A 15,742-nucleotide genomic window follows, 5' to 3' on the forward strand; every position below is an offset into this window, starting at 1 on the left:
TCTCCCCAGCCTCCCTGACAGGGAAAAACCTCTCTACAACGGGGGATCAAGAGCGTTTCTAGCCACCCTCAAAAAATTCTGGAGTAGCCGCGCTGCGAGATCGGGACGGGATCCCCAGTGGAGATGCAGGTAGGAAGCATGCAAGCGCTCATTGGCCCAGCCTTCCTGCTGAGGCGGGGATCCCCAAGCGTAGACTGGGCTTGGGCAGGGGGGGCTGCTGCGGGAGCGGTGAAACTCGTGTCCCCGCAGGCGATCCCCAGCCGGTGCCAGGAGGGTGGGGCGCAGGACTTTAGCCTCGCGATAGCCCAGGTACAGCCGCTCGCCCATGTCCACGCTGATGGGCAATAGGCCGGCCATGGGGTAGGTCTTCCCGTCCCAATCGGTGAGGGACTTTCCCAGTACCATCAAGCCGCCGCATTCGGCATAGAGGGGGGGGTGGATGGGTGGCGGAGTTTGCTGGGCTATTTTTTCAGAGAGGGCTGCGGCAAACAGTTCTGGAAACCCGCCCCCCAAGAGCAGGCCATCGCAAGGATCCGGCGGCCACAGCCCTACCTCCAGGGGGGAGTACTCCAATAGCTCTGCCCCCCAAGCCCGCAGGAGATCTAAGTTGTCGGCGTAGTAGAAGTTAAAGGCGGCATCGCGGGCCACTGCCACCTGCACGGGCGTTGCAAGGGGGCAGATCCCTGGCCAGAGCTCCCCCACTGCCGGCGGTAGTGAGCGGATTAGGGGCAGAAGCTGATCCCAATCTATGTGTTGCTCCGCCAGCTCAGCCCAGGCCTCCTGCCAGCGGGAGAAGCCAGCCAGTTCTGAGACGGGTACCAGCCCTAGGTAGCGGCTGGGCAGGCGCAAGTCCTCGCGGCGGGGGAATTGTCCCAAAACCGGGATCCCCACGGCTGCTGCTGCCTGCTGCAACATCTGGCCATGGCGCTCTGAGGCCACCCGGTTGAAGATGACGCCGGCAATAGTCAGGCGGGGATCGAAGTGGCTTAGGCCGTAGAGCAGGGCGGCCGCCGTCGTTCCCATGCCGCTGCTGTCGATGACCAGCACCACCGGGATCCCCAGCAGGCGAGCCACATGGGCGCTGCTAGCCCAGGAAGGCTCTGTCCCGCCGGGCAGGGATCCGGGCCCTCGCCCATCGAAGAGGCCCATCGCGCCTTCTACAATTGCCCCATCTTTGTCCTGGCAGTGGTAGCGAAAGCAGCGCTGCACAAAGTCCTCGTCGGTTAAAAAGGGATCCAAATTGCGCGAGGGGATCCCGGCCACTGCCGTGTGGAACAGGGGATCGATGTAATCGGGCCCCACCTTAAAGGGCTGGATGCGCAGGCCCCGCCGCCGGAGCGCAGCCAACAGGGCTAACGTGACGGTGGTCTTGCCACTGCCGCTTGCCGCTGCTGCCAGCAGGATCGCCATTTGTCCAAGGGCTAGAACTCGATACCCATTTGGGCTTTGATCCCTTGGTCGCGAAAGGGATGCTTGACCAAGGCCATTTCCGTTACCAGGTCAGCTCGCTCAATTAGCCCTGCCGGTGCGCCTCGCCCAGTGAGGATCACATGCACCCGTTCAGGTTTTTCGGCTAGGCCAGCCAGCACTTGCTCCAGCGAGAGATATCCCAGCTTAAGGGCAACGTTGATCTCATCCAAAACCACCAGGTGGTACTCGCCGCTGCCAAATAGCTCCCGCCCCTTTTCCCAGGCTGCCTGGGCGCAGGCAATGTCCCGCTCGCGATCCTGGGTCTCCCAGGTAAAGCCTTCCCCCATGGCATAAAAGGCAACTTTTCCCAGCCCCAGTTCGGGATGGGCAGCCAACTTGCGCAACAGTTTGGCTTCGCCTGGATCCCAGGCCCCTTTGATGAACTGCACCACCCCCACCGATAAGCCCTGGCCGAGGGCGCGCAAGACAGTACCAAAAGCCGCCGTGCTTTTGCCCTTGCCCTGACCTGTATAGACGATAACTAAGCCTTTGTTGTCACGCATGCCTGCCAGGCGTTGCCGCTGGATTTGCTGGCGGCGCTGCATTCGTTGACGATGCTGCCAGTTGCGCTCGGCTTCCAGTTCAGGGTTGGGGGCGGTTGGAAAAGGGTGGGTCATGGTTGCAGCGGCAAGGACTTGTAGGAGCACTCTAGCAGGCCAGACTCCGAATTCGGCTTCCGGTTTTCTAGATTTTCCGAGAGCTGCCGCTGTTGGATTAGGATTTTGACAGAGCTGGGGGGATCCCTCCGGGCGGTGCTGGAGCAGTTGGCTTTTTGGGGTGCTCTTCCCCAGGGCTACCCCGTCCACCAAGTGGTGGCAAAAATGGCGAGCGGCTGAAGCAGATCCTCACTGGCTGAGGGGGGTATATTAGTAAGGCTGGGCATGCCTTGCTGCAGATGAACCCAGAGGCGGGTTCTGCCAGCGTGGGTGGGTTTCGTCTTGAGGAGAGGTTCCTTGTCCAAGTCATTCCTGTTTTCTTCCGAGTCGGTGACAGAAGGGCATCCCGACAAAATCTGCGATCAGATCTCCGATGCCGTTGTGGATGCCCTCTTGACGGCAGATCCCTCCAGCCGGGTGGCGGCAGAGGTAGTGGTGAGCACGGGCATGGTGATCCTCACGGGGGAGATCACCTCGAAGGCGCATGTCAACTTCACGCGCTTGGTGCGGGACAAGCTGACCGAAATTGGCTATACCGATGCCGAGAATGGCTTCTCTGCAGACAGCTGCGCGGTGCTAGTAGCCTTCGATGAGCAATCTCCCGATATTGCCCAAGGGGTGAGCAGGTCACTGGAAAGTCGCACCGTCTGGGAAGATGAATTCGACCTGCTGGGAGCTGGCGATCAGGGCTTGATGTTTGGTTTTGCCTGCAACGAGACCCCCGAACTGATGCCTTTGCCCATCAGCTTGGCTCACCGCCTCAGCCGCCAGTTGGCTACGGTTCGCAAGAACGGTACTCTGCCTTATCTTCGCCCTGACGGCAAGACCCAGGTAACGGTAGCCTATGAGGGGGGGCGTCCAGTGGGCATCCACACCCTGCTCATCTCCACCCAGCACACGCCAACCATCGGCGACATTACGGAAGAGACGGCAGTGCAAGAGCGCATCCGCGCCGATCTCTGGGAGGCGGTGGTAAAGCCTGTGTTTGCCGAGCTGCCCATCAAACCAGACAGCAATACCCGCTTCCTCACCAACCCCACTGGCAAATTCGTCATCGGCGGCCCCCAGGGGGATGCCGGCCTGACAGGGCGCAAGATTATCGTCGATACCTATGGGGGCTATGCCCGCCATGGGGGTGGCGCTTTCTCCGGCAAGGATCCCACCAAAGTGGATCGCAGCGCGGCCTACGCCGCCCGCTATGTTGCCAAAAACATCGTGGCTGCCGGCCTGGCCCAGAAATGCGAGGTACAGGTCAGCTACGCTATTGGAGTGGCTCGGCCCATCAACCTGTTGGTGGAAACCTTTGGCACAGGGCGCATCCCTGACGAGGAGCTTCTGCGGCTGGTGCAGCGCCACTTCGACCTGCGGCCAGCAGCTATTCTGGCCCACTTTCAACTGCAGGAGCTACCCCGGCAGCGAGGGGGACGCTTCTACCAAAATGTAGCCGTCTACGGCCACTTCGGGCAAACCCATCTGGACCTGCCTTGGGAGCGCACCGACAAAGCCGACCTGCTGCGCGAGGAAGCTCTCTCCAGCTCAAGTGTCGCCCTGCCCTGAGCGAGAGGGAGAAACCTGGGATTCTTTCAGGGAAGCAGGAGCAGGAGAGTCGACAGGCTGGAGCTCCAAGGTAACCGAGAGCTCTGACTCGCAGGCAAGGGAGGCGGGCTGCAGCTCCCGGAGCAGGTGGCGGAGCTTGGGGGGAAGGTCCTGCAGCTCTGCTAACAACAGCTCAAGGGAAATGGCAGCTTCCTCCGCAAAGCGGGATCCCTTGCCAGAGGAGGCTGAAAGAGGTGAAGGAGGTCGGACAAGGAAGCTGGCGGCAGTTGGACTCAAGGAGCGGATCAGCTCTTCTTGTTCTCGCCACAGGGATCGGCTCATTTCCGGGGGAAAGGTGAGGTGGGGAGCACCGCGGCGCTGCCAGAGGCGGAGGATCTGCTCTACGGACGTGGCCTTGTAGCGACCTTGGTAGAGGGCCTCCAGCAAAGCGGCTGGGATCCAAGGGCTTGGGAACTGCCTGCTCCAGCGCTCTACCCACCTTTGGCTTGTCTGACCCTGCAGCTCGAATCCGTAGCGCTCCAAAAAGGTGGCGGAATCCATCGGCCGCTCCTAGCGCCAGGAAACTCACCCCAAAGCTAACCCAAAAGCAGTGAGGAAGTGCTCGAACTACCCCCGTCTGTCCCCTGCTACCCAGCCGCAGGTCAGCCACCTGACCCAGTCCCGCCCCTAGGAGCAAGCCGTACCTTTTGCCGCCTTCAACACCAGCAAGTCTAGGGTGCCGGTGTTCTCTTCGCCGCGGTAGTTAAAAGTGGAGCGCACCAGCCACAGGCCCTGCCGTGCTCGGCAGCAGAGGTTGAGCAGGGTGCGAGCTAGGACTTGCTGGCGTGCCTCTCGATCCCGAGCCGCATCGAAAACTCCCCCATCCCATTCCGGTGTCAGCACATGGCTGTTGTAGAGCCCGCGCCAGAGAGAGGGGGACCAGCTGGGGTTGGTGATGTCAAACCAAAACTGGTAGTCGGCCTCCAAGCCGCGATGGATGTAGGCCGCTGGCGTGGCTACCACCAGGTAGCGGGAGTAGTCGGGCTCAAAGCGGCTGTTGCTAGGGGTTTGTCCCGAGCGAATCATGGCCAAAAAGGCAGGATCCCCTGCTGTAGGAAAGGCGCGGCGAAATCGCTGGGCTGCATCCGTTAGCAACTGCAGCAGCTCTTGATCCTGAGGGGAAGCAGTGACCAGGTGCTCGGCAAAGAAGCGCTGGAAGAAAGCTGCCAAGGAAGGCCCAGGCCGGTAGCTGCGCAGCCAATCCAACAGCTTCTGGTAGCGCTCCAAGTTGGCAAAGCCCACCCGCTCTGGCTGCCGCACGGCGGTTTTGGGCCGCAGGGAACGTCCTACCGGGTCCAGGGTATCTTCAGCCAACAGCGTTGCTCGAATGGGATCCAGATCCAACACGCTGCTGAGCAGCAGCCGCCAGGCTGGCAAGGTGGGAAATGCTCCCCAGTGGGGATGGGCCACTTCTGCTGCTGTCAGGAGAGCCCGCACCAGGGGGTAGCGGATAAGAGCGGGGAAGGGAGCAATGGGCAAGACCTCCGGCAACTGCTCCTGGAGGCTTAGACTTATTCCGGCATCCATGCGAGGCAGGAGGACGGCGATGCGAGAGGGAGGGATCCCTGCTGCCAAAAGTTGTCGGATTTGGGCAACCATAGCCTCTAGGGCCGCAAAGGGGGTTTCTCCCTCCAGCACTTCCACCCTCGGCAGCCTCCCTGCCGGTGGTTCTGGCAGCCGAGAGGAAAGCTGGGGAGCCACAGCCCGCGCTATCTGCAGCCCCAAGCGAACCAGGCCGGCTGCGCTACAGGAGCTGGCTTCTGGGAACCGAACCTGGGTGTTTTCCAGGAGAAAGCAGGCTACTGCCTCCGGGATCGCCGTCAAAGAGATCCCGCTGCCGAGGGTGTAGCTGAAGAATTGGCTCTGCAGGTGGGCTTGCCCCTGGCGGTAGAACTCCAGCGCCACCGCGCAACTGTCTTCCGCCTGATCCACGATGAGGTGATCCCACTCCTGCCAAAACTCCGCCAAGGGCAGGATGTGCTCCTGAAACAGACGAATTTGCAGGCCAAAATCCAGCGCTCCCAACTGCAGCCCCGCCTGCCATAGTCGCTCTACACAGCAGCCCAGCGCTCCCAGGGCCTCTGCCCGGGCCGGATCCCTGTTCTCCGGCCAAGCTGCCGCTAGCCGGGATCCCACCGCTTCTGCCGTCAAGCCAGAAGCTCCGGCAATATAGGCAGCGCTGCTAACTTGATCCCAAATCTGGAACTCGTCCAGCCCAATATTCGCAAAGACCTCCCCGTGCCGCGGGCACAACGCACAGACTCGCCCACAGAGAAACTGAGTGAGATCCTTAGCCAGAAGCACAGGCTCAAACGAACACGGCAACTGGGGAACGCGAGCGCATACCTGCGGCCAATACTCAGCCAAAGCACGCCCCACCCGCTGCAAAAACGTCTCAACCCGCCACGGGCCCACCAAACCCGAGCTGAGCGCCTGCAGGCGCCGCAGCACCTCCGCCCTCTGCCGCCGGCTACGCACCAAAAACAAGATCCGCGCCGGATTGGCCCCGGCCTGCAGCAAATGCCAGTAGCGATCCACGCAAGCCTGGGTCAGCCCACTGCGCGCCCACCCCATCACGCTCTGAAACTCTCTGTCTCCCAGCGTGGCTTTCCCAGGTGCTGAACCCATTTTTTAGCAAAACCTAGACAAGCAGCCTGTCACCTCATTATGATGTAGTACTGTTGTCAATTGAATCCGCCCGCAGCAACAACGGTTCTAGGCAACTTAGCGTGCTGCTAGTACAGATACTGCCTCTTTGCAGGCAAGTCTGAGCAGCCCCTAGAAGCAGTTTGGCGTCAAGGTCACTAGGCAAAAAGGGCAGCGCTATTGGCGCTGCGGGAGCGTTGGGGGTACAGGCGCTCCCTCTCTACGGCTTTTTTGCCTGGGCAGGCAGTCTTCGCTATCCTAGGTTTTCTGCCGCCGCGCCTACTGCCTGGATTTGGCTTAGGGAACCGGTTGCAAGCTGTGAAAGCAACAAAGCAAGCCGCGCAGGCTTGAGAGGAGGTTTCTGTGGCGCTTGGCATCCTTGGAAGAAAAGTTGGCATGACCCAGATCTTCTCTCCGGAAGGGTTGGCCATTCCCGTGACCGTCGTGCAGGCCGGGCCTTGCACCGTAACCCAAATTAAAACCCAAGCCACGGACGGCTACAACGCGGTGCAGTTAGGCTACTGGCCCACCACAGAGAAGCACCTGACGCGAGCCCAGCGCGGCCACTTGCGCAAAGCGGGAGTGACGGAGCTGCTGCGTTACCTGCGCGAGTTTCGGGTCGACCAGCCAGAAGCCTACCAATTGGGGCAGAAGATCACTGTTGAGATCTTCTCTCCTGGTCAGTTACTGGACGTGGCTGGCACCTCTATCGGGCGGGGGTTTGCCGGCTACCAGAAGCGGCACCACTTTGGCCGGGGCCCCATGTCCCACGGCTCCAAGAACCACCGCCGGCCGGGTTCCATTGGCGCTGGCACGAGGCCTGGCCGCGTGTTTCCAGGACTGCGTATGGCTGGCCGGATGGGCGGTCGCCGCGTCACGATCCGCAAGCTGGAGTTGGTGAAGGTGGATCCGGAGCGGAATCTCTTGGTAATCAAAGGCTCAGTCCCCGGCGTGGAGGGAGGGCTACTGGAGATCACCCCTGCCAAACAGGTGGGCAAGAGACTCTAGCGGAGGGAGCCATGGCAAGTTGTGTGGTGAAGAATTGGCAAGGGGAAACCGTAGGCAGCGCGGAGCTGAGCTTCAAGGTGGCTCGCCCCGAGACGGCTAGTCACGTTCTCTACCTAGCTTTGCGCCGTCAGATGACCAACGCCCGCCAGGGCAATGCCCACACCAAAACGCGGGCTGAAGTGCGCGGCGGAGGGCGCAAGCCGTGGCGGCAAAAAGGCACCGGGCGGGCTCGCGCTGGCTCCATCCGCTCTCCTCTTTGGCGCAAGGGTGGGGTAGTCTTTGGCCCCCGCAAGCGGGAGTACAACCTGGCCATGAATCGCAAAGAGCGCCAGCTAGCGCTGCGCACTGCTCTGCAAGGCCGGGTGGAAGACCTAATCGTGGTGGAGGATTTCCAGGATCAGCTTAACCCGCCCAAGACCCGCGTTATGGCCCAAGCTCTGCTGCGCTGGGGAGTGAGAGAGGATCAATCGGCTCTGCTGATTGTTGCCGAGCGCTCGGAAATGGTGGAGCGAGCTGTGCGCAACATTGCCCGCGTCAAGCTCATTGGGCTAGATCAGCTCAACGTCTTCGATCTGCTCAAGGTCGATCGGGTGCTAATCACCACCTCTGCCCTAGAGAAACTCAAAGCCCGCTGGGGATCCGGCGCAGCAGCCGCCGCTCCAGACCAAGCCAATCCTCTTGAGGATCAGGCTCAGGTCGCAGAGCAAGAAGCTCAGCCAGTTGAACAAGAAGAGCCGTAGAAGAAGCCGAAAGCCGCAGGGGAAAAGGAGGAGGACGATGACGGAGAGCAAGCGAATTCTGGCTGATGTCCTGTTGCGCCCCGTTATTACCGAGAAGACGACGGCTTTGATGGAGCAGCGCAAATACGTCTTTGAAGTGATGCCCAACGCCACCAAGCCGCTCATCCGGGCCGCTGTTGAGGAAATGTTTGGAGTACGGGTTACTTCCGTCAACACCCTGAAGCTGCCCCGTAAGCAGCGGCGGGTAGGTCGTTTTGTGGGTTACCGCAGCCGTCCCAAGCGAGCGGTGGTAACTTTGGCCGAAGGCGATTCCATCGTCCTCTTCCCTGAAACCTAGCACTCCTGGTTGAGCCATGGGCATTCGCACGTTCCGACCCTACACCCCCAGCGCCCGCCACATGACAGTCTCCAACTTTGAGGAGCTGTCGCGGGATGAAAACGGCAAGCGACCTCGACCGGAGAAGTCGCTGCTGCAATTTATCCACCGCAAGAAAGGCCGCAACAACCGCGGCGTTATCACCTGCCGTCACCGGGGCGGCGGCCACAAGCGGCTCTACCGCATCATCGACTTCCGCCGCGACAAACGCGGGATCCCGGCCACCGTCAAGACCATCGAGTACGATCCCAACCGCAGCGCCCGCATCTGCTTGGTGGAGTACGCCGATGGCGAGAAGCGCTACATCCTTGCCCCTCGCCACATCCAGGTGGGAGCCACGATCATGGCTGGGCCTGAAGCTCCCTTCGAGGTGGGCAACGCCATGCCCTTGGAGCGGATCCCCCTGGGGACGGTGGTCCACAACGTCGAGCTCTATCCCGGCCGCGGCGGACAACTTGTTCGCGCTGCCGGAACTGGCGCCCAGGTGGTAGCCAAGGAAGGCAGGTACGTCTCCCTAAAGCTGCCCTCGGGCGAGGTTCGCATGATTCGAGGGGAATGCTATGCCACCATCGGTCAAGTAGGCAATGTGGACCACAACAACATCAGCCTCGGCAAGGCGGGACGCAGCCGTTGGCTGGGTCGCCGTCCCCACGTGCGGGGCTCAGCAATGAACCCTGTGGATCACCCCCACGGCGGTGGGGAAGGAAAAGCCCCCATTGGCCGCAGTACTCCCGTTACCCCCTGGGGTAAGCCTACCCTGGGGCACAAAACCCGCAAGCGCAACAAGCCCAGCAACAAGTTTATCGTGCGCGGTCGCCGTCGGGGTGGGCAGCGGGACAAGGGCGGGATGGCGGTGCAGTAGCAGCCAGGCCAGCCACCTGCTGCCTACCGAATTGCTTGAGCTTGAACCAAGGTGTTAGAGGGGTAAACTCCTATGGGACGTTCTCTTAAAAAAGGTCCGTTTGTAGATGCCAAGCTGCTTCGCAAAATCGAGAAGCTCAACGAGCGCAATGAGAAGCAAATGATCAAAACTTGGTCGCGGGCCAGCACCATCCTCCCTGTGATGATTGGTCACACCATTGCCGTTTACAACGGCAAGCAGCATGTGCCCATCTACATCACTGACCAGATGGTGGGTCACAAGCTGGGGGAGTTTGTCCCCACCCGCACCTTCCGCGGCCACGCCGGCAGCGACAAGAAAGCTGCCCGCTCTTGAATTCAGCAAGGAAGAGGAGAACGCCATGGCCGATCCTTCCCCTGAAGTTAAAGCGGTAGCCCGTTACGTTCGCATGTCTCCCTACAAGGTGCGGCGCGTCCTCAACCAAATCCGGGGGCGCACCTATGCCGATGCCTTAATTCTGCTGGAGTTCATGCCTTACGCTGCCTGCGAGCCGGTGCGCAAGGTGCTGCGCTCAGCGGTAGCCAATGCTGAACACAACAACGGCCTGGATCCCCGCAATCTTGTCATCAGCAAAGCCTACGCTGACCAGGGGCCGACGCTGAAGCGGTATCGCCCCCGCGCCCAGGGCCGGGCCTACCCAATCCGCAAGCGCACCTGCCACATCACCATTGCTGTCCGGCCTCTAGAAGCTAAGGCGGAGACGGCTCCCTAAATTTCCCGACCTCTACCCTTTAACCGCGTACCATGGGCCAGAAGATCCACCCTTTCGGCTTGCGCCTCGGCATTATCAAGGAACACCGCAGCCGCTGGTTTGCCGACCCAGCTCACTACCCAGCCCTGCTGCAGGAGGACGATTTCATCCGCACCTATGTAACCAAGAAGTTGAGCAACGCTGGTCTAGCTGACATTCAGATTGAGCGCAAAGCCGATCAGATCGACCTGGAAATCCGAGCTGCACGACCGGGTGTCGTGGTCGGCCGTGGCGGGTCCGGCCTTGAAGAGCTGCGCCAGGGCTTGCAAAAAGAGCTAAGCCTGCGCGGCAGCCCCAATAGAACCATCCGCATCAATGTAGTCGAGGTTACCCGTCCTGATGCGGAGGCAACGTTGTTGGCGGAAAACATTGCCCAGCAGTTGGAGCGGCGGATTGCCTTTCGTCGCATTGTCCGCCAGGTTATCCAACGAGCCCAGCGGGCTGGCGTGCAAGGGATCAAGGTTCAAGTTGCCGGGCGGCTGAACGGTGCTGAGATTGCTCGCAGCGAGTGGACGCGGGAAGGCCGGATCCCTCTGCAGACTCTGCGGGCAGACATTGACTATGCCGAGCGCGTTGCTCAGACTACCTATGGCGTCATTGGGGTCAAGGTCTGGGTCTTCAAAGGAGAAATCCTTCCTGGCCAAGAAAGTCTCGAACCCAAAGTTTCCTTGCAGCCGGCCAAGCGTCGGCAGCAACGGCGGCGGCCTACCTTTGAAGACCGCTCAGCCAAGGTCTGAGGGCCAAGAGCGGAACCCCTACTGCAGTTACTCAAGGAGCGGCCATGTTAAGCCCCAAACGAACCAAATACCGCAAGCAGCAGCGTGGGCGCATGAAGGGCAAGGCAACCCGTGGCAACCGCATCAGCTTTGGGGAATATGGCCTTGTGGCCCTAGAGCCCGCTTGGATTACCGCACGACAGATCGAGGCCAGCCGTCGGGTTATGAGCCGCTACGTTCGGCGGGGAGGCCAGATCTGGATCCGCATCTTTCCCGACAAGCCCGTTACCCGGAAGCCTGCCGAAACCCGCATGGGATCCGGCAAAGGCAACCCCGAGTACTGGGTTTGCGTCGTCAAGCCAGGCCGCGTCCTTTTTGAAATGGGGGGAGTTCCTGAAGCAACAGCCCGGGAGGCCATGCGCCTGGCCGCTCACAAGCTTCCCATCAAAGTTAAGTTTGTAACCAAAGCTGACTTTGAGAAACCAGAACCTGCTCAGGAAGCAACTGCAGAAGCCGCGGAAGTAGCAGCTAGCGCTAGCTAGAGGAGGAAAGTTACCATGCCCATGCCCAAAATTGCCGATGCACGCGCCCTATCAGACGAAGAATTGGCCCAAGAGATCTACGCCGTCAAAAAAGAGCTGTTCGAGTTGCGTCTGCAGCAAGCCACACGGCAGCTTACTCAACCCCACCTCATTCGCCTGCGCAAGCACAAGCTAGCTCAACTGCTGACCGTGGAGGCAGAGCGCAAACGTGGCAAATCCTTGCCCTCAACTCAGGTCAAGAAGGAGGAGTAATGCCTGCTCGCGAAAAGATTGGCGTTGTTGTCAGCAACAAGATGCAAAAGACGGTGGTTGTTGCCGTAGAAAACCGGGTTGCCCACCCAAAGTACGGCAAAATCGTCGTCAAAACCAAAAAGTTTAAAGCCCACGACGAGGAAAACCGCTGCCAAGAAGGGGATCTGGTGCGCATCGTCGAAACCCGTCCCCTCAGCCGTACCAAACGCTGGCGGGTGGTTGAGATCCTACGGGAGATGAAGAAGCTATGATTCAACAGCAAACCATGCTCACGGTAGCCGACAACACCGGCGCCCGCAAGCTCATGTGCATCCGCGTCCTGGGCAGCAGCGGCCGTCGCTATGCCAGCCTGGGGGATGTGATTGTTGGTGTTGTTAAAGAGGCTCTGCCCAACATGCCAGTTAAAAAATCCGATGTGGTCAGGGCCGTTGTCATCCGCACGGTGGACACGGTGCGCCGCCCTGATGGTACCTGCATCCGCTTTGACGACAACGCTGCCGTGATCATCAACAACGATGGCAACCCCCGGGGAACCCGCGTCTTTGGCCCTGTAGCCCGCGAGCTGCGGGAGAAAAACTTTACCAAGATCATCTCGCTTGCGCCGGAGGTCCTGTAATGGTTCGCCCTCTTAAGCCCAGCCAAATCCGACGACTTCTCCGCCAACCTGGCGTTCGCAAGCACCGCAACAGTCTGCGCTATAAGATGCGCATCAAAAAAGGGGACTTCGTCCAGGTAATTTCGGGTGACGACAAAGGCAAAGTCGGCGAGGTGTTGCGGGTCTTTCCTGAACGCAACATGGTTTTGGTGGAAGGAGTTAACATCGTTACCTACCACCGCAAGCCCCAACGGGAAGGCGAAAAGGGCCGGATTGAGACCAAAGAAGCCCCCATCCACGCCTGCAAGGTGATGCTTTATTCCAAAAAGCACGAGGTTGCCAGCCGGGTCGGCTACCAAATTACCGCCGATGGCCGCAAAGTCCGCGTTCTCAAGAAAACCGGCGAGATCCTTGACTAGAGATTTCGAGAGCTCTGACCCAGCCCAGAGCAGGAAGGAGAACTTACCATGCCCCAACGTCTGCAAGTCCTCTACCACACGGTCATCGTTCCCAAGCTGCAAAAGGAGTTGGGCTACACCAACATCCACCAAGTGCCTCGCTTGGAGAAGATTGTCATCAATCGCGGCTTGGGAGAGGCCTCCCAAAATGCCAAGGCCCTGGAATCTTCCATTGCAGAAATTAGCGCCATTACTGGTCAACGCCCTGTAATTACCCGCGCCAAGAAGGCCATTGCCAGTTTTAAGATCCGCAAGGGCATGCCCGTTGGCCTGATGGTAACCCTGCGGCGGGAGCGGATGTATGCGTTTTTGGATCGCCTCATCAACCTGGCTTTGCCCCGCATTCGCGACTTCCGCGGCGTCAACCCCAAATCCTTTGATGGGCGCGGCAACTACACCCTTGGAATTCGCGAGCAACTGATCTTTCCCGAAATCAACTACGACGCCGTTGACCAGATTCGAGGCATGGACATCTGCATTGTCACCACCGCTAGGACCGACGAAGAGGGCCGTGCCCTGCTTAGGGAGTTTGGCATGCCCTTTGCCTCTTAGGCTTACCCCTACCCACAATTCCCTCAACTATCTTCCCAGGAGCACTAACCCACCCATGGCCCACACCAACGACACGATTGCCGACATGCTCACCCGCATTCGCAATGCCACTATGGCTCGGCACGAATCGGTGGCGGTTCCGGCCACGCGCATGACCCGCAGCATTGCCCGCGTTCTCCACGAGGAAGGTTTTGTCAGCAGCTGGAAGGAGGAGGGAGAAGGGATCCAAGCGCGGATTGTGCTGCAGTTGAAGTACAAAGGCAAAGGCAAAGACCGCCGACCCATCATCAATGGCCTCAAGCGGGTAAGCCGGCCTGGCCTGCGGGTTTACTGCGGCCATAAAGAACTGCCCCGGGTGCTGGGAGGAATTGGAATTGCCATCATCTCCACCTCCAGCGGCATCATGACCGACCGGGAGGCTCGCAAGCGGGGCATCGGCGGCGAAGTGCTCTGCTACGTCTATTAAGGTTTCTCTGGTCAGGAGTGCCTCCATGTCTCGTATTGGCAGACGCCCCATTCCCCTTCCCCCCAAGGTTGAGGTTCACATCGAGGGTCAACAGATCTCGGTCAAAGGCCCAAAGGGGCAGCTACTGCGCACCTTGCCTCCCTTGATTGCCGTGCGTCAAGAAGACCAAAGACTCCTAGTCAGTCGGGTCAACGAGTCTCGCCCGGCCCGCCAACTGCACGGCCTCTGCCGCACCTTGATTGCCAACATGGTCGATGGAGTATCCAAGGGATTTGAGCGCAGGCTGGAACTGGTGGGCGTGGGATACCGAGCTTCCACGCAGGGCAACAAGTTGATCCTAAACGTCGGCTACAGCCACCCCGTGGAGATCCCTTTCCCGCCCGGGATCCAAATTTCGGTAGAAGGCAACAACGTCATCGTGGTCTCGGGCATCGACAAAGAACTGGTGGGCAATACAGCAGCCCGCATTCGAGCTGTGCGTCCGCCCGAGCCCTACAAGGGCAAAGGGATTCGCTACCTCGGGGAACAAATCCGTCTCAAAGCAGGTAAGTCCGGCAAAGGGAAGAAATAGCCATGAAAATAAAAGCCAACCGCAAACTCACAACCCAACGCCGCCATCGCCGCATTCGCCGCAAGATTTCCGGTACTCCCGAGCGGCCCCGTTTGGCTGTGTTTCGATCCCACCGCCACATCTATGCTCAGGTGATCGACGATGTAGCCCAACGTACTCTGGTTTCTGCCTCCACCCTGGACAGAGAGCTGCGGGGAGCGTTCCAAGGGGTTGGCACAGCTACCCGAGAGGCTGCTGCGATTGTAGGACGTGCAGTTGCTCAGCGAGCTCTACAGGCAGGCATTTCTCGAGTCGTTTTCGACCGCGGCGGCAAGCTCTACCACGGACGGGTTCGGGCCCTGGCAGAAGCTGCCCGAGAAGCAGGCCTACAGTTCTAGTTTCTGAGAAAACGGCATATGGCTGAGCAAAAAGAACCTCGCAGAAGCAAGAAGAGCCGCGAAGAACAAACCGGCGAGTGGCAGGAGCGGGTTATCCAGATCCGACGCGTCTCCAAAGTGGTCAAGGGCGGCAAAAAGCTGAGCTTTCGCGCGGTGGTTGTAGTGGGCAACGAGCGTGGACAGGTGGGGGTTGGCGTGGGCAAAGCCAACGATGTGCTCGGAGCAGTGCGCAAGGGAGTAGTAGACGGCAAAAAGCACTTGATTGAGGTGCCCCTGACCAAGGGCTTGTCGGTACCCCACCCCATGCGAGGCTCTGGCGGTGCGGCTACCGTGTTGGTGATGCCGGCAGCTCCTGGCACAGGGGTCATTGCTGGGGGGGCGGTGCGCGCCGTTCTAGAACTAGCAGGGGTGCGCAATGCCTTGGCCAAGCAGCTAGGCTCCAGAAACCCTCTCAACAACGCCCGTGCCACCATTGACGCCCTGCGGCGGATGCGCACCTTTGAACAGGTAGCTGAAGATAGAGGGATCGACGTGCGCCGCCTGTTTAGTCAGTAGGAGGTTAGTATGCGACTGGAAGATATTCGCCCCCAACCAGGCTCGAAGCGGCGGCGGCGGCGGCTGGGCCGTGGTATTGCTGCTGGTCAGGGAGGTTCCTGCGGCAGGGGAATGCGAGGCCAAAAAGCCCGCAGCGGAGGAGGCCCTCGACCAGGCTTTGAGGGAGGTCAGACACCCCTCTACCGGCGGTTGCCCAAGCTCAAGCATTTCCCCCGCTACGTACGTCGCCCGCAGTACACCCTGGTTAACCTGCGCGCTCTGGCAACCCTGCCTGCTGGCAGCGAGGTGACTCTAGAAAGCCTAATGGAGTTGGGGATCGTGACCACCAACGACGGCCCGCTGAAGATCTTAGGGGACGGGGAAGTGCGCGTGCCCCTGACCATCCGGGCTGCTGCCATTACTGCCTCGGCCAAAGCCAAAGTGGAGGCCGCCGGAGGCCGAGTAGAGATTGTGGGATCCCGGCCCGCTCGCTCCTAGGTTAGCAGCAATTTTGGTTTTGCCGACTTCCCCACCG

General features: G+C 60.1%; 22 protein-coding genes and 1 pseudogene. 19 read left to right on the forward strand and 4 right to left on the reverse strand.

Going from position 1 to position 15,742, the window contains the following annotated elements; genetic code table 11:
- Window positions 1–33: 33 nt before the first annotated feature.
- Both NW807_RS03275 and cobO read right to left on the reverse strand, forming a co-directional pair.
- Window positions 34–1,410 (reverse strand): cobyrinate a,c-diamide synthase, encoded by a 1,377-nt coding sequence (locus NW807_RS03275; protein ID WP_414425285.1) that lies wholly within the window; start codon window positions 1,408–1,410, stop codon window positions 34–36.
- Window positions 1,411–1,421: 11 nt separating this feature from the next.
- The gene (gene cobO / locus NW807_RS03280) at window positions 1,422–2,087 is read right to left on the reverse strand and encodes a cob(I)yrinic acid a,c-diamide adenosyltransferase (protein ID WP_414394212.1); all 666 of its coding nucleotides are present in this window, start codon (window positions 2,085–2,087) and stop codon (window positions 1,422–1,424) included.
- A 336-nt stretch (window positions 2,088–2,423) separates the two neighbouring features.
- Between cobO and metK the strand changes: the two genes are divergently transcribed.
- Window positions 2,424–3,683 carry a methionine adenosyltransferase gene (gene metK, locus NW807_RS03285; protein WP_414410313.1) on the forward strand — a complete coding sequence of 420 codons (1,260 nt, stop codon included), beginning with the start codon at window positions 2,424–2,426 and terminating at the stop codon, window positions 3,681–3,683.
- On the opposite strand, the gene NW807_RS03290 is transcribed toward metK, so the two are convergent.
- Entirely contained in the window at window positions 3,663–4,223 is a 561-nt protein-coding gene (locus NW807_RS03290; protein WP_414411292.1) for a hypothetical protein, read from the reverse strand. The genes metK and NW807_RS03290 overlap by 21 nt on opposite strands.
- A 126-nt stretch (window positions 4,224–4,349) precedes the next feature.
- The gene (locus NW807_RS03295) at window positions 4,350–6,350 is read right to left on the reverse strand and encodes a hypothetical protein (protein WP_414425286.1); all 2,001 of its coding nucleotides are present in this window, start codon (window positions 6,348–6,350) and stop codon (window positions 4,350–4,352) included.
- A 381-nt stretch (window positions 6,351–6,731) separates the two neighbouring features.
- Between NW807_RS03295 and rplC the strand changes: the two genes are divergently transcribed.
- The 18 genes and pseudogenes from rplC to rplO all read left to right on the forward strand — a co-directional run bounded on the left by rplC (window position 6,732) and on the right by rplO (window position 15,705).
- A complete protein-coding gene (gene rplC, locus NW807_RS03300) occupies window positions 6,732–7,376 on the forward strand; it encodes a 50S ribosomal protein L3 (RefSeq protein WP_414394218.1) in 645 nt (214 codons plus the stop codon).
- A gap of 11 nt (window positions 7,377–7,387) precedes the next feature.
- Window positions 7,388–8,017 (forward strand): annotated as a pseudogene (gene rplD / locus NW807_RS03305) (50S ribosomal protein L4); the annotation flags it as partial.
- A 136-nt stretch (window positions 8,018–8,153) separates the two neighbouring features.
- The gene (locus NW807_RS03310; RefSeq protein ID WP_414359244.1) at window positions 8,154–8,453 is read left to right on the forward strand and encodes a 50S ribosomal protein L23; all 300 of its coding nucleotides are present in this window, start codon (window positions 8,154–8,156) and stop codon (window positions 8,451–8,453) included.
- Window positions 8,454–8,469: 16 nt separating this feature from the next.
- Window positions 8,470–9,354: a 50S ribosomal protein L2 gene (rplB, locus tag NW807_RS03315; RefSeq protein WP_414425287.1), complete on the forward strand. Its 885-nt coding sequence runs from the start codon at window positions 8,470–8,472 to the stop codon at window positions 9,352–9,354.
- A gap of 72 nt (window positions 9,355–9,426) precedes the next feature.
- Entirely contained in the window at window positions 9,427–9,708 is a 282-nt protein-coding gene (gene rpsS, locus NW807_RS03320; RefSeq protein ID WP_414394222.1) for a 30S ribosomal protein S19, read from the forward strand.
- 25 nt (window positions 9,709–9,733) lie between these two features.
- Window positions 9,734–10,105, forward strand: a complete 372-nt coding sequence (rplV, locus tag NW807_RS03325) for a 50S ribosomal protein L22 (RefSeq protein ID WP_414394223.1) — start codon at window positions 9,734–9,736, stop codon at window positions 10,103–10,105.
- 32 nt (window positions 10,106–10,137) lie between these two features.
- Complete coding sequence (gene rpsC, locus NW807_RS03330; RefSeq protein ID WP_414394225.1) at window positions 10,138–10,881, forward strand: 30S ribosomal protein S3; 744 nt, start codon at window positions 10,138–10,140, stop codon at window positions 10,879–10,881.
- 44 nt (window positions 10,882–10,925) lie between these two features.
- Window positions 10,926–11,402 (forward strand): 50S ribosomal protein L16, encoded by a 477-nt coding sequence (gene rplP, locus NW807_RS03335; protein WP_414425288.1) that lies wholly within the window; start codon window positions 10,926–10,928, stop codon window positions 11,400–11,402.
- Window positions 11,403–11,417: 15 nt separating this feature from the next.
- Window positions 11,418–11,654 (forward strand): 50S ribosomal protein L29, encoded by a 237-nt coding sequence (gene rpmC, locus NW807_RS03340; protein ID WP_414394229.1) that lies wholly within the window; start codon window positions 11,418–11,420, stop codon window positions 11,652–11,654.
- Window positions 11,654–11,905, forward strand: a complete 252-nt coding sequence (gene rpsQ / locus NW807_RS03345) for a 30S ribosomal protein S17 (RefSeq protein ID WP_414394231.1) — start codon at window positions 11,654–11,656, stop codon at window positions 11,903–11,905. Before rpmC ends, rpsQ begins: the two co-directional genes overlap by 1 nt.
- Entirely contained in the window at window positions 11,902–12,270 is a 369-nt protein-coding gene (gene rplN, locus NW807_RS03350; RefSeq protein ID WP_414404825.1) for a 50S ribosomal protein L14, read from the forward strand. Before rpsQ ends, rplN begins: the two co-directional genes overlap by 4 nt.
- A complete protein-coding gene (gene rplX / locus NW807_RS03355) occupies window positions 12,270–12,668 on the forward strand; it encodes a 50S ribosomal protein L24 (protein ID WP_414394234.1) in 399 nt (132 codons plus the stop codon). The genes rplN and rplX overlap by 1 nt, the downstream gene beginning before the upstream one ends.
- Window positions 12,669–12,716: 48 nt before the next feature.
- Window positions 12,717–13,259 (forward strand): 50S ribosomal protein L5, encoded by a 543-nt coding sequence (rplE, locus tag NW807_RS03360; RefSeq protein ID WP_414394236.1) that lies wholly within the window; start codon window positions 12,717–12,719, stop codon window positions 13,257–13,259.
- A gap of 55 nt (window positions 13,260–13,314) precedes the next feature.
- Entirely contained in the window at window positions 13,315–13,725 is a 411-nt protein-coding gene (gene rpsH / locus NW807_RS03365) for a 30S ribosomal protein S8 (protein ID WP_414394238.1), read from the forward strand.
- A 25-nt stretch (window positions 13,726–13,750) separates the two neighbouring features.
- Window positions 13,751–14,296 (forward strand): 50S ribosomal protein L6, encoded by a 546-nt coding sequence (rplF, locus tag NW807_RS03370; protein WP_414404822.1) that lies wholly within the window; start codon window positions 13,751–13,753, stop codon window positions 14,294–14,296.
- Window positions 14,297–14,304: 8 nt separating this feature from the next.
- Window positions 14,305–14,673, forward strand: a complete 369-nt coding sequence (gene rplR, locus NW807_RS03375) for a 50S ribosomal protein L18 (protein WP_414394401.1) — start codon at window positions 14,305–14,307, stop codon at window positions 14,671–14,673.
- A gap of 18 nt (window positions 14,674–14,691) precedes the next feature.
- Window positions 14,692–15,228, forward strand: coding sequence for a 30S ribosomal protein S5 (gene rpsE, locus NW807_RS03380; RefSeq protein WP_414404821.1), 537 nt, complete (start codon window positions 14,692–14,694; stop codon window positions 15,226–15,228).
- Window positions 15,229–15,237: 9 nt separating this feature from the next.
- Window positions 15,238–15,705: a 50S ribosomal protein L15 gene (gene rplO, locus NW807_RS03385; RefSeq protein ID WP_414394244.1), complete on the forward strand. Its 468-nt coding sequence runs from the start codon at window positions 15,238–15,240 to the stop codon at window positions 15,703–15,705.
- The last annotated feature ends 37 nt before the right edge of the window (window positions 15,706–15,742 follow it).

The organism is Synechococcus sp. R70.1 (assembly GCF_047461675.1).
In the GTDB taxonomy this organism is placed as follows: Bacteria; Cyanobacteriota; Cyanobacteriia; order Thermostichales; family Thermostichaceae; genus Thermostichus.